12 protein-coding genes and 2 pseudogenes are annotated in these 12,526 nt (G+C 70.1%); 8 read left to right on the forward strand and 6 right to left on the reverse strand.

The genetic code is table 11. The features are described from left to right. Position 1: 1 nt before the first annotated feature. The 5 genes from ACIP4Y_RS37455 to ACIP4Y_RS37475 all read left to right on the forward strand — a co-directional run bounded on the left by ACIP4Y_RS37455 (position 2) and on the right by ACIP4Y_RS37475 (position 2,709). Positions 2-157, forward strand: a complete 156-nt coding sequence (locus tag ACIP4Y_RS37455) for a hypothetical protein (protein WP_401401340.1) — start codon at positions 2-4, stop codon at positions 155-157. Positions 158-990: 833 nt separating this feature from the next. Beyond that, positions 991-1,215, forward strand: coding sequence for a hypothetical protein (locus ACIP4Y_RS37460; RefSeq protein WP_401401445.1), 225 nt, complete (start codon positions 991-993; stop codon positions 1,213-1,215). 95 nt (positions 1,216-1,310) lie between these two features. Next, complete coding sequence (locus ACIP4Y_RS37465) at positions 1,311-2,060, forward strand: WhiB family transcriptional regulator (RefSeq protein WP_401401342.1); 750 nt, start codon at positions 1,311-1,313, stop codon at positions 2,058-2,060. A gap of 32 nt (positions 2,061-2,092) precedes the next feature. Continuing rightward, the gene (locus ACIP4Y_RS37470) at positions 2,093-2,332 is read left to right on the forward strand and encodes a hypothetical protein (RefSeq protein WP_058084289.1); all 240 of its coding nucleotides are present in this window, start codon (positions 2,093-2,095) and stop codon (positions 2,330-2,332) included. After that, entirely contained in the window at positions 2,332-2,709 is a 378-nt protein-coding gene (locus ACIP4Y_RS37475) for a toxin Doc (RefSeq protein ID WP_401401346.1), read from the forward strand. The genes ACIP4Y_RS37470 and ACIP4Y_RS37475 overlap by 1 nt, the downstream gene beginning before the upstream one ends. Before the next feature lie 297 nt (positions 2,710-3,006). On the opposite strand, the gene ACIP4Y_RS37480 is transcribed toward ACIP4Y_RS37475, so the two are convergent. From ACIP4Y_RS37480 to ACIP4Y_RS37490, 3 genes and pseudogenes are all read right to left on the reverse strand, one after another. After that, on the reverse strand, positions 3,007-3,228 hold the full coding sequence (locus ACIP4Y_RS37480; protein ID WP_401401348.1) for a hypothetical protein: 222 nt from the start codon (positions 3,226-3,228) through the stop codon (positions 3,007-3,009). Positions 3,229-3,347: 119 nt separating this feature from the next. Then, entirely contained in the window at positions 3,348-4,319 is a 972-nt protein-coding gene (locus ACIP4Y_RS37485; RefSeq protein WP_401401351.1) for an ankyrin repeat domain-containing protein, read from the reverse strand. Positions 4,320-5,667: 1,348 nt separating this feature from the next. Beyond that, positions 5,668-5,852: pseudogene (locus ACIP4Y_RS37490) on the reverse strand (DUF1343 domain-containing protein); the annotation flags it as partial. An 82-nt stretch (positions 5,853-5,934) separates the two neighbouring features. Between ACIP4Y_RS37490 and ACIP4Y_RS37495 the strand changes: the two are divergent. Beyond that, positions 5,935-6,210: a hypothetical protein gene (locus ACIP4Y_RS37495; RefSeq protein ID WP_401401353.1), complete on the forward strand. Its 276-nt coding sequence runs from the start codon at positions 5,935-5,937 to the stop codon at positions 6,208-6,210. Between the two features lie 2,053 nt (positions 6,211-8,263). Continuing rightward, positions 8,264-9,091: a class I SAM-dependent methyltransferase gene (locus ACIP4Y_RS37500; RefSeq protein WP_401401436.1), complete on the forward strand. Its 828-nt coding sequence runs from the start codon at positions 8,264-8,266 to the stop codon at positions 9,089-9,091. Positions 9,092-9,389: 298 nt separating this feature from the next. On the opposite strand, the gene ACIP4Y_RS37505 is transcribed toward ACIP4Y_RS37500, so the two are convergent. The 3 genes and pseudogenes from ACIP4Y_RS37505 to ACIP4Y_RS37515 form a co-directional block, all read right to left on the reverse strand. Continuing rightward, a protein-coding gene (locus ACIP4Y_RS37505; RefSeq protein WP_401401356.1) for an IS5 family transposase occupies positions 9,390-10,233 on the reverse strand; the annotation gives its coding sequence in 2 pieces (ribosomal slippage) (positions 9,390-9,878 and positions 9,880-10,233; 843 coding nt in all). 3 nt (positions 10,234-10,236) lie between these two features. Then, positions 10,237-11,214, reverse strand: a complete 978-nt coding sequence (locus tag ACIP4Y_RS37510) for a GNAT family N-acetyltransferase (protein ID WP_401401359.1) — start codon at positions 11,212-11,214, stop codon at positions 10,237-10,239. A 136-nt stretch (positions 11,215-11,350) separates the two neighbouring features. Beyond that, positions 11,351-11,485, reverse strand: a pseudogene (locus tag ACIP4Y_RS37515) (DUF2267 domain-containing protein); the annotation flags it as partial. A 419-nt stretch (positions 11,486-11,904) separates the two neighbouring features. Between ACIP4Y_RS37515 and ACIP4Y_RS37520 the strand changes: the two are divergent. Next, on the forward strand, positions 11,905-12,405 hold the full coding sequence (locus ACIP4Y_RS37520) for a GNAT family N-acetyltransferase (protein ID WP_401401362.1): 501 nt from the start codon (positions 11,905-11,907) through the stop codon (positions 12,403-12,405). Positions 12,406-12,526: the final 121 nt, after the last annotated feature.

The following is a 12,526-nucleotide window of genomic DNA, read 5'->3' on the forward strand; positions in this document are numbered from 1 at the left end:
GATGGCGGACATCGACGCCGTACCGGGCGGCGAGAACCTTCTGCTGCAGGGAGCGGAAAGAGATCTCCCCGGAGGTGAACAAGGCGGCGGTGCCGGCCTGGGCGTGATGGAGAGCGATGTTCAGGGCCAGCGTCGAACGGCCGGCCGTCGGCAGTGACACCAGGCCCGTCACCGTCCCCGGGGCAAGAGAGGCCAGTGCGGCCCCACCAGCCGAGGGCAGGACACCGGGCGCTGAAGAGGGTGGCACAGGGGCGGGCTGCGGTGCGGCTTGTGTCCGGCTCGTAGTGGTGGCGGCCGGAGCGGTGACGCTGTGGGCCAAGAGCTCGACGGCCGCCGCGCGTCCTGCGGCATCCAGCCGGGCGGGCAGCAGGCCGGCGGCGGCCTCCCGGACACGGCGCAAGGCCTCCTGATAGCCGCATCCCACGGCGTGGTGGAGGGCTTGCGATGCGCTGCTGGTGGGTGGTGTTCGGTTTCGTCATGACTGCTCCAGTGCACCGGCGGTGCCGTCCCACCACGGCGTGCCAGATGCACGGACGTCACGGCGCGTTCGCGAAGCACCATCCATCCTCTTCGTCTTCCGAGCGGCCGCTCAGGTTCGCTCTCGGCCGGGAGGTGGGTCCTGGCCGCAGCACGCGCGAGACGAGGCACGTGAGAATCGAGGATAGCCACCACTGCCCGTACTTGAAAGACGACATGCGTCACCGCCTGGGCCCATGACGTCGCCCCCTCGGACTCCGGTATCTGCCCGGCCTGCCGAGGTCACGGCGCGACGGCCGGCCTGCCGGGTGCCGGAGGCACAGCGGCGTGCGAAAGACCCGGGCTGACGCTTTGCGGTGCGGGCAGGCGCATCGTCTGTCCAGGTGGCGATGTATGCGATCGGCTTCACCGCGTACCTGGGCCGGACGCAGACGCCGACCGGAATGTGACCGGCTACGGCGTCGGCGGTCTGATTTTGGACGTACCCGCCAAGCCCCTGCCCGCCCTGGTCGAGTGGACGCTCACCGAGCTCAGCTCGGTGCGGAGCGGCTGCACGGTTCGGGCAAGGACGCCGACCCGCTGCTGGCGCTCACCGAGGCCGCGTGCGAACGGTTCGGCCTGCCCGCCGCTCGCATCCGGGTCCCAGCCGCCCGCACGACCGCCACGCTGCGCCGTTACCAAGGCCAGTCACTCCACAGCGGTACCCGGAGCAGACCCCCTACCGCATATGTGACGTAATCGTTTAATATTCTCCAAACCTCTGCCGGAACCACCGCGCTACCAGCGCCGCGGTCACCGTTCGCCATGCAGGCAGCCCGGAAGGGGAGTTGATCATGACCTGCATATCAAGCGGAGAGCCGGCAGAGTCCGACTGGCGTGATCAAGCAGCCTGTGTGGGAGAAGACCCCGAGATCTTCTTCCCTCTCGCCGACCTCACGGCTCCGGGCGCGGAGGCCTCCCTGGCCCGGGCAATATGCCGCCGCTGCCCCGTGATCATCGACTGCCGTACCTGGGCACTCGCTCATGGAGAGGACGACGGCATCTGGGGCGCCACCACCGCCGCCCAACGCCGCGCCATACGACGAGCCACCTCAGAACCCAGCCCGGCGACCAGACACCACAACGACGAGACAGGCCGAACGACCGAGTTACGCCAACGATGCCGGGCACCGACACCGACGCACGCTCCCCCGCTCCCCCTGTCGCGGCTCCCGCCGCGCGCAGTGCCCGGCGAACCGGGGAAGACAGGGCGTGTGGCATACAGCAGGAGTCGTGTGCCCGTGCGCGGCGGCGGCCAGAGGACGACATGTCGTGCAAAGCACGGCGGTCTCCCCGGGTCGTCGCCGGCACGGGATGACCCGCGCGAACGTCAGCGTCCTGCTGGCGCTGCGCGATACAAGACGGCCGCCACGGCGGTCGCGGCCCGGCATACGTGCTCGGCATCGATGCTGGCCGCTGGCCCGGGTTGGCCGGGCAGGCGGCCGCCCCTGCCATCATCCCGGCTGCTGCGCCCCCGATGCCCTCCATCGCATCCAGGCGCCGGTGATGGTCTGGCTGTTTCTGACCACGCTCACCGGCCTTGAGGAGCGTGGTACCAACTAGGTACCATCAGGTCATGCCATCACTGAACGTGTCCTTCTCTGACGAGGAAATGGAAGGCGTCCGGGCCGCCGCCGCCGCCGAGGGCAAGAGCCTCAAGCAGTACCTGCACGACCTCGGTGTACGCGAGATGCACCGCAAGCGGTTCGTCGCCGGCGCCACCGCCTGGGCCGACAGGCTGCGCGGGGAGTTCGACGAGGCGTTCCCCGAGGAGATTCCACCCTCCCAGCGCGGCGACGGGGCTGCGGCTGCCTGATGGTTGTCCACATCGACGTCTCCTGGCTCCTGGACGTCCAGGAGGCCGCCCTCGGGCATGAAGACGTGAGCGTGACCGACTACTCCGCGCTGGTGGCGGCCGTCGCCCGGCACAAGACCCGGATGCCGACGCTTGAGGCCTCCGACCCGGATGCCGCCTGGCGCGCGGCCGCACTCCTGCACACGATCGTGCGCCTGGAGCCACTCCCCCACCGCAACAGCCTCTTCGCCGCTATCGTGGCCGCTCAGTACATGGATCAGTTCGGCGAAGGCATCGACCCCCCATACGGCGCCCTGTCCGACCTCGTCAGAAAGGTCCGGGACACCCGGCTGAGCGTCTACGCCGTCGCCGAGGCCCTGCGGTCCTGGCGCATCTGATCCAGGCGGCGGGCCGGCCCTGTTGCGCGCAGCACTGCAACCTCCACGAGGCAGGCGGCCGGGAACGCTGGCTGGGGGAACCCCGGGTGGGAGGGGCGGCGCTGGAAGCCGTCGACGAGGACTGGAACCCGCCGTGGCCGGCCGACTGGCACATCCGCGGCGCTGCCGCGAACTCCTGCGCGGCGGAGAGGGCCAGGCCTGGCGCGGCAAACGTCACCTCTGCTTGACCTTGATGTCTCTTTGAGAGGACATGCCGCACGAGTTGTGTCCCCCCATCGCGCCCGACGACGCCGGCGTCTACAGCAGGACGGCCGGGACGGCGTCCTCGGCCGTCCAGTCCCCGTCGAACAGGGCGGCGACCAGGCGCGCGTCCCCTTCGGGGAGCTGGCCGCAGCCGTGGCGGTGGCGGGCCTTGGCAAGCCAGGCGCCGATCTTGACGGTGTCGCCGTCGACACGGATGATCTCGCGGGCGGCGGGGATGCGGCCTTCGCGGTGCAGGAAGAGTTCCAGCAGCTGCACGGTCTCCTCGAACGTACCCCGGTTCGTTCACCGCCCGCCGCATCCGGGGACGGCGGGCAGGCAGCGGCTCGCGCGCACCTGCCGGCCCGACACGGGGGCGCCCCCGGAAGGGGTACCGGTCAGTGCTGCCAGTAGTCGCGCTCGGGGAGTTCCACCCACAGGTCGGGGGGCCCGGTGAACGGCCGCGGGTCGGCGGGGAAGAGGCCCGCGTGGGCGCAGCACTCGGCGATCGCGTGGGAGCCGTAGATGTACGCGGTGAGCACCTCCTCGGGAGACATACCGGTGTACGGGCCCCCGCCGGGGTGCAGGTCCCAGCCCTCGACGACACCGTCGCGCACGAGGCTGCCCTGGTTGCCGCTCTTGGGGTTGGCGTACATGCCGTAGCAGACGGTACCGGCGGAGAGCAGGGCCTGTACGCCCGGCATCTGCGGCCCGTACCCCCAGGGCTGAGTGACGACGCAACCGCCCGGCACGGTCGTCACCCCGACGATGCGCAGGCTGTCGTCCGTGTCGACGCCGTACGGGTCGTCCAGGAGCTCGGCGAGCAGCCCGGCTTCCGGCGGCACCGCTGCCAGGCGCCGTACGGCCTCCTGCGCGTCGATGCCGGCCACGCAGGCCAGTCCCGTGCCGTCGTAGTAGCCGATGCCGGCCAGGGCCGCGATGCGCCGCCGGCCTTCCCGCGCCGCTGCGGACTCCGCCTCGCTGAGCCCCGGTTCGCCCTCGGGCAGCGGGAACAGCGGTGTCGGCCCGGCCAGGCTCAGCCGCCCCGGTGACCAGCCGGCCAGCACCCTCCGCCACGGGTCGGCTCCCGCGGCGACGAGGACGCGTGCGATCTGAGGCCGGTGCCCGACCACCGCCTCCCACAGCGCGGTCGTACCGTCCTCCAGGGCGTCGACGTCGGCGACGCGCCCGGCCAGCTCCGCGACGACCTCGGGCGAGCCGAACGCCACGGCCCGGTGCAGGGGCCGTTCCCCGCACGGCAGCGCCTCCGGATCGGCGCCCTGGTCGAGCCGTCGCCGGATGTCCCGGTGGTCCCGCCAGCCCTCCCAGTCGACGCCGCCCTCCCAGCCGTCCCCCGGTCCCGTCCCCATGTCGCCTCCCGCGCCCCGCCCGACGGCACCCTGCCGCACCCCGGCCACCCTTGCGGGCACGTCGTTGTGTAACACAGCCGCGATCATGCCCCCACCAACCGGCCTCCTGTACCGCTACCTGCGAGTACTGGCCAGAAAGCGCGCCTCGCCCACCCGGACGAGTGCGGCTGGCAGCAGTCCAGCTCACGTCTCACCGGCGCGCCCGGACCGGGGCATCAAAACGGCTACCGCGCGCGGCCGTCGCGTTCTACCGTTGCCGGGCATGAGTACGCAGGCCTTCCAGAGCGCCTACCTTCTGCCTCTGGGAGCAGGCCCGCGGTGAGCACGCCTACTGGCAGCTGCCCGCACCCGCACCGGCCAGCAGCCTGGCCGCCGACGACGCCCCGCTGGGCCCGTACTCCGCCGCGCACCTGATCCAGAACTCCTACGCCGCCGGTCTGGCCCACGCCGACGCGCTGCGCCGCCTGACGGCGGCCGGCGAGGTCGATGCGACCAGCCCCTGGACGCTGCTGCGCGGCGCCCTGGAGAACTTCGCCACCGGGCTGTGGCACCTCGACGGCACCGGGCGCAGCGAGCGCCGGTGCCGCGCCCTGTCGCTGTGGGACGAGGACATGCGCAACCGGCAGCAGCACGAGACGGACACCGGCCACCTGCCGTCCGGCGGCGGCCTGACCGGTGCGCAGCGCCGGGCTGAGATCCGCGCCCTCGCCGATCAGCTCCGCCTGGCCCCGCTGACCGCACCCAGGAAGATCCTGCTCACCGCCGCACCGGCCGCGGGTCTGACCGCCGTGAAGGTGGGCGCCGCCTGGCGGGCGGCTTGGGTTCGCACACGGCCGCTACTGGCCCAACCTGCGAGCGTCCCAGCCCCGCGCGGTCATACCGGGAGACGACGTCGTCCATACCGTCGCCTTCGTCCCTGGACGAGAACAGCACCGGCCGCTGGCCGAGTACTGCCGCATCATGCTGGGCCGGCTGCAGGAACACTACGAAGCGCGCGCCCAGGCCCGCTGATCCCCATCCGAGGTCTGGCCGCTGGTGATGCCCTGCGCCGGAGGGGACGGACGCCTTGTGCACGCGGCAGGTACCCGCGATGAACGCCCCGGAGTGCGGGAGGTGGCCGTCATGTTCCGCGGTCGGCTGCGTCACGTCTCGCACGGCGTGCAAGCGATCGGTCATAGACGAGATCGGTCCCCTTCTGCGGGGGCCCGTGCGGGGTCGCGTCCCCGGACGTTGACACGGCGGGCCGAGGTGCGTGCCAGGGGGGCGGAGCAGCGGGAGGGTCAGTGGAGCAGCGGGCGACGGTGTCGCCCCGCCCACGGCCGGGCTGGGCGGGCGCGGCGCACAACGCCGCCGGGGTCGCCGCCGGGGCGCGCGCGTCGACGTTCGGCGCCCCGACGATCTCGAAAGGCCGCGTCGTCCCGGGGCCCTCCGAGACGTTGGTGCCCTCGAACAGACAGGTGCCGGGGGCAGACGGCGGCGGTCGCGGGCGTCGGGGATGCTCGGCGAGGGCACGGCCCACGGCAGACCGGTGGCGCCGGCGTCCATGGCCCGCCGCGACGCCGTGACGGCGGTGGCGTTGTCGGACCCGTCTGCTTGCGTGCGGTGGGAGATCCTGATGCACGAACGGTTCAGCGACGTGTGGATCTGCAAAGACCTCGGCCGAGCGACCACCCGTGCGGACCTCGCCGAGTTGGGCCGGGCCGCCCTGGCCGCCTACCTCGCCAGCCGGGACAGCCGGGACAGCCGGGGCGAAACGTTCCGCGTCGTCGTCCGCGCCGACCACGGCAACCACGTCGTCATCACGGCCGACCAACTCACCGACCCCGACTGGGAAGCCGATCCGGCCGTCTGCCACGCACTGCCCGCCTACCTCCGCACCGCCCTCGCCTGACGTCGGGCTCTCGACGACCGGATCACCAGCCCTGCCCGCCCGCAGAGGCGGGCGCGCCCACGCCGGGCCGCGGACTGCGGGTCAGTGACGGGGCTGGCTGCCGAAGGGGCGCGGCCATGCCACGCCGGGGCTTGCCGAGGCGAGGCGAAGGTGTACCGCCGGTTCGCCTAAGTCTCCTGGGACTTCCGCACGTCGTCCAAGCGGCTGGCCAGCTCCTCCAGACACCACCCGCTCGCCCCGCGCCCGATCGAATGCCGGACTTCCGGGCGGCCACTAACCGACCGCTCGAAGTGAACGACCGTTAGCAGCAATCCCCAAGGAGGTTGACCAGGCGCAGTGCGCACCCTCCCAACGAGATCTCCTGGGACAAGGAGGAGATCTCCTGAGAGGAGAACAAGAAGCAGGTGCACCCCTATCGCGCGGGTGATCTTGCTGCAACGCTCTGACCTGGAGCGATGGGGGATCGAAGACGTTGGGGTACTCCAGTCTGCAGCGATTCCCGTTGCGACCGGACTGTGATGTTCAGATCTCCCTCAGATAGGCAGACATAGGTCGCCGCCGCGTTGTGTCATTAACTCAGCGTCAACAAAGGCGCGTTGGGATCCCAACCAATTCATCGCACAAGGCTTCGAAAGGAATTGACCCAACGTGAACCCAAACGACTCTGGAAACCTGGCACCGGGGAACTTCCGCGCTCGGGTGACGGACGTGGCCCTGTGGTTCTACCGTCGTCGGCACATTGCGGCGCTCAACGTGCTACGCGGAGCGTCATACGCGGCGGGGACCAGCGCCGTCGGCCTGGTCGTCTTCTGGATCGAATCGCGACACTGAAGCGATCGTGCTGGGCGGGCCATAAGCTCGCCCAGCCTCGCGTCCAGCGGACAAGCAAGGCACCATCGAAACCGGTCGGGCGCTGACGGCTCGGGTCCCCCTAACGGCTGGGCGTGAAGGTCGTTCCCTCGGCGTGCCTGATGGCATCACTCGTCATCCATCGACCGGAGATGTGCGGTGAACGCCTCGTCCTCTGTGGCGCCCGGGGTGCGGGTGTAGGTGCACACCAGGCACTGTCCGTGCCCAACCCGGCCGAAGATCGGGTCAAGGCCCTCGACGCAGAATGTCTCATGCCCGCAGACGGGGCAGGTGTCGAGGTTGTGTCCGTCGGGGTTGTGCTTCTGGTAGGCGTTGGGGTTGGTCTCGTTCTCGGCGCACCGGGTGGTTCGTCCTCACCGATCCGTTCGAGGTATTCGGCAGCTCGTTTCTGGGGGGCCGTGTCCTCTGCCTGCGCGATCTGCTGGATCCGGTCCTGCTGTTCCTCTCTCATGACGCCGAGGCTTCTGTGGCTGTCAAGGGCCAGCAGGGCCTCGATGTGGCGATGCTGCAGACCTCCGACACCGCGGCCGTGACGGGCCGCCTGACTGACCCCATGGAGGGAGCGAAGGGGTCATCGCCTGTCGGGACGGGAGCGGCGAAGGGGTCTGCTTGTGCCTCTGGGGCGGCGGGGCGCGGGCCCAGTCCGGGCACACCGGTGATGGCGTGGCGGGCGCGCCACAACTCCACGAGCGCGGCAGTGGTGGCCCACGTGTGGCGGCGCCGAAGCGCGCTGGTGGGCGGCGGATTGCCGAGCGGGCGGGCCTGTCTGGGGCGGGTGCCGCAGTGGAGGGAGCGCAGCCGGCGGGCGCTGGCGGAGGTCCGCTACGCCGACCATGGGACCGTGCGGCCGGAGGCCGTAGCGCTGCGGGAGGCGTTCGACCTCGCGGCCACCGGCCGCGCCCCGGCCGCGGCCGAGCGGGTGCAGAAGGCGGTGAACGACCTCGGCGGCCGCGACCGGGCGCTGCGAGGCTGGCTGCGCGAGCAGAAGGCCGCCTACCTGCACCAGGCCGATCCCGTGGCCGCCCAGCAGGCACTCCGGAGCGCTGAACGACAGGGCCAGAACCACCCGGCGTCGGCCTCCTACACCCCACCGACGAACGAGAACCGGCCGCATCGACACCCGGCGCGGCACCTTTCCGGCTTTCCTCCCCCGCGCGCGGCCGGGGCGCGGTTGGATGCCCTCATGACCTCCCCAGAACACGCGCGGCTAATGCGCGCCAACCAGGCGAACTGGGACGCCCGCACTTCGGTCCACGTCGCCAGCACGTTCTACGGCCTGGACGAGGACCCGCATCCGGAACGCTGGTTCGCCGCGTTCGAGTGGGAGGACCTGGGCGAGTTGTCCGGCCGGGATGTGCTGCACCTCCAGTGCCACCTCGGCACGGAGACGCTCGCCCTCGCCCGGCGTGGAGCCCGGGCGGTCGGCCTGGACTTCTCGGCGGCGTCCGTGACGGCCGCACGGGACCTCGCCGCGAAGTCGGGCCTCGACGTCACCTACGTCCAGGCCAACGTGTACGACGCCGTGACAGCGCTCGAGGGCCGGCGGTTCGACGTCGTCTACACTGGCAAGGGCGCCCTGTGCTATCTGCCAGACCTCGATCGGTGGGCGGATGTCGTGGCCAAGCTTCTGCGGCCGGGCGGGCGGATGTACGTCGTGGAGTTCCACCCGCTACTCAACGCGCTCGGCCCGAAACCCGGTCCGGGTGAGGGACCGGAACTGCTGCTGCGCCACGACTACCTGGGGGGCTCCGGTCCGGTGCACCGGGATGGCACCTACACCTACACCGACGGCCCGGCCGTCAAGGGTGCCACGGACAGTTACGAGTGGATGCACGGACTAGGAGAGGTCCTGAACGCGTTGACGGATGCGGGAATGAGCGTCCGGCGACTGCGGGAGAGCGACGAGCTTCCCTGGCCGCGATGGCCGCGGATGGTCCGTACGGACTCTGGCTGGTGGCGGCTGCCCGAGCCGCGGATCCCCCTTTTGTACGGCCTGCTGGCTGTACGTTGAGCCTCCTTCCCCCGGCCGCGATGCCGTGCAAGCAGCACGCGTGCTTGCCCCCGTTCGGGGCGCCGGTGCCGGTTCCCTCTCCGTCGGCTGAACGGCCCGTCACGTTCCGACCCGCGCGTCAGCTCCCCCGCACCACCTCGTGAACCACGTTCCCCTGTTGTGGTGGAATGGCGTTGGCCGGGCCCTGGTCAAACACCTTCTGCGACGTTACTTGCACTGCCGCTTCTTCCTCCTGTCCACGGACCACGAGTCATCAGAGGACCAGGAGGTGGGCTCCGACTAGGCCGTTTCTTTAGCATCACCTTGCTGGCCAGATGAAGATGGCGGCGAGGTGGAGTCCGGCCAGGTAGATGGTTGCGGTCTTGTCGTAGCGGGTGGCCAGGCCGCGCCATTGCTTGAGCTCGTTGATGCAGCGTTCGACCGTGTTGCGCTGTTTGTAGGCGTCGCGGTCGTAGGTCGGGGGACGGCCGCTGAGCCGGCCGGGTCGCTTGCGATTCGCGGCCTGGTCGGCCGGCTGTGGGATCACCGCCCGGATTCCGCGCCGTCGCAGGTGACTGCGGATCACCCGGGTCGAATACGCCTTGTCGGCCAGGACCACGTCCGGTGTGGTCCTTGGTCGACCGATTGGCCGGGGCACCCGTAACCGGGACATGACCTCGGGGAACTGCGGCGCGTCACCCGCCTGGCCGGCTGTGATGGTGAAAGCGAGCGGGCGGCAGCGGCTGTCGGCGGCGAGGTGGATCTTCGTGGTCAGGCCGCCGCGGGACCGTCCGAGGGCATGGTCGTCCGGCTCGCCGGACGGGGCCCCTTTGAAGGGCCCCGGCGGCGTGCTGGTGAGCGCGGACGATCGTGGAGTCGACCGCGACGACCCAGTCGAGGTCTCCTTCGGCGTCGGCCTGCGAAAGCAGGGCGGTGAAGACCTTCTCCCAGGTGCCGTCGGCGACCCACCTCCGTAGCCGGTTGTGGGCGCCCTTCCAGGAACCGAAACGCTCGGGCAGGTCCATCCACGGCGTCCCAGTGCGGTACTTGAACGCAATCGCATCGATCACGTGCCGGTGATCACGCCATCGCCCACCGCGCTTCGGCGTCCGGTCCGGCAGCAACGGCTCGATGCGTGCCCACTGGGCATCAGTCAACGACACGCATCAACCAACGATTAGATGATCTGAAGGAAACGGCCTAGGGGCATGGATCGGGCGCCGGCGTCTAAGGGCGGCGCCGCGCGGAAGGCGGAGAGAGCGACTCTCCTCCACGACGCGGAAACCGGTGCTGGTGTACAGGTTCATGGCCACCTCGTTGCCGCCCCACACAGTGAACATCAGCGTCGAGTCGCCGGCCGCGAGCGTGGCCTGTTCACCGGCGGTCATCGCGGCCCGCCCGTGCCCCCTGCCGCGGTACCGCTCCTCGACGTGCAGCGAGTACCCGTAGGTGACCCCCGGGAGGTACCCGTGCTTCAGCCAGCCGGAGCCGATGCGCTCGTCCTCCGCCTCGAACACCAGCAGGGAGCTGTCGGGCGTCGCTAGGCCCTCGGGGAGCAAGTTCGCGAAGTCACGGTCGGCTTTGCGTACGGCTTCCTCGCGGCTCATGGCTCCCGACCGGACGATGTCACCGACGTAGGCGGACTTCTCGGCGGCGACCCATTCGGAGTACTCGGCCTGCGTCATGGGCCGGGCGGTGAAACCGTCGATCGATTCCGGCGGGGAGGTGACGCGCCGCGCCCTGAGCTGCCCGCGGACGCCATAGTCGGCGAAGAGTTCACCGGCGGGCTCGGTGAGCCGTATGTCCAGCCGGCGTGCGCCCCGCTCTTCGCACCATTCCTCGGCCCAGTCCCGGGCCGCCTGTTCGTACCCCCGCCCGGCGTGGGGTGCGTCGACGTGGAGGTCGCCGATGCGGCCCGCCGGCGCGCCGTTGCCGTCGACCACGACCACGGCGACGTGTCCCACCCGGGTTCCGGCGTCCGTGATCTCAGCGACGGTCCAGTCACCGACGCCGGTGCGCAGGTCGTCGAGCATGCGGTCCACCGCCGCGACGTCTAGGCCTGCCGCCGTGTACGCGGCGCGCAGCCGTCGCTCGAAATCCTGCTGCCACTCGGTGGCATCACCCACGATGCTGAAATCCGTCACATGATCACACTAGTCGCGTTGTCATGCACTCGCCCCGCCTTTTTGCCCACACCCGGAAGGAAAGAGGTTACCCAGGACACAAACGCGGCCCGGGCACGGCCGGTGCCGCTCATCCGGCAAGGCGGCCGGCACTCGATCAGTCCGGCTGTGGGTGTACGACGAGCAGGTCGTAGCCCGGCGGGAGCTGGAGCAGGATGCGGTTCATCAAGTCCTCCCCCGCAATGTCGACCACTACGCTGAGTACGGCGCTAACGTCCCAGGTGTCCGTCTTCTGCTGGCTTGCACGAACCCTCGCCGGCATCCCTTCCCACCACGTCACGCTCATCCGCCCCTTTGCCCATTGGCAGTCAATCCGCGATGCCCCGACGACGCTCTGCACGGGGCCGCTACACCTTCAACGCACACATGGGCGACTGCGGCAACGTCCGCGTCGCCATCCGATTCCTGGCTTGGCTGGAGGCACGCCGACTGAGCTCGCAACGCTCGAGCAGGGCCACCTCGACACCTGGTCCATGGACAGGCCCGGAGTACGCACCCGCTCGATTGGTCATCGATGCATCTTCCTTGATCAGGAGTTACACCGATCGTTTTACAGACCCCTCACTGGCACCCCAAGTCGAATGCGGCCGAGGATGCCAGCATCTCCGATAAGAATGCCGCTGAGGGCAGCGGCGTCGATAGAGTGCCGCCATGCCGTATACGCCGATGGCGCTCCGACTCGACACCGCCCGGTTGACGTTGCGTCCATGGACCGAGCCCGACATCGACGCCCATCGCGCGCTCGTCGCCGAACGGGGTGGTGGCATGCCGTCGATCGAGGACAACCTGCGCATGATCGAGGATCAGCGTGCTGCGTCGGCACGGACAGGGATTGCGCTGCTGCCCGTCATCCGCCGCGATGTGGGCGACTTCATCGGGTATTGCGGGCTCACGGTCGGCCGGGCTTCCGTTGACGAGCCAGAGATCGCCTACGAGCTGTTTCGGCGCGTGCACGGGCAGGGCTATGCCACCGAGGCGGCGTCCGCGGTGCTCGACGCGGCGATCGCGACGGGGCGGAAGCGTCTCTGGTCGACGGTGCGCCCCTGGAACGCGCCCTCCTTTCGCGTCCTGGAAAAACTTGGGTTCCAGCGCGACCATGTCTCGACCGAAGACAGTGGCGAACTGGTGTGGCTCACCCGTTCCCTGCCGTAGGAGACATGTTGCGGTCAGTTCGAAGTGGCTCCACCACAGAGGAGGCACCACCGCCGAGCCGGTTCTCCTCGGTTCCGGTCCCCTCAGATCGTCCGACCCCTGTCACAGTTCGGGTGCGGCA

The organism is Streptomyces sp. NPDC088810 (genome assembly GCF_044750305.1).
GTDB lineage: Bacteria > Actinomycetota > Actinomycetes > Streptomycetales > Streptomycetaceae > Streptomyces.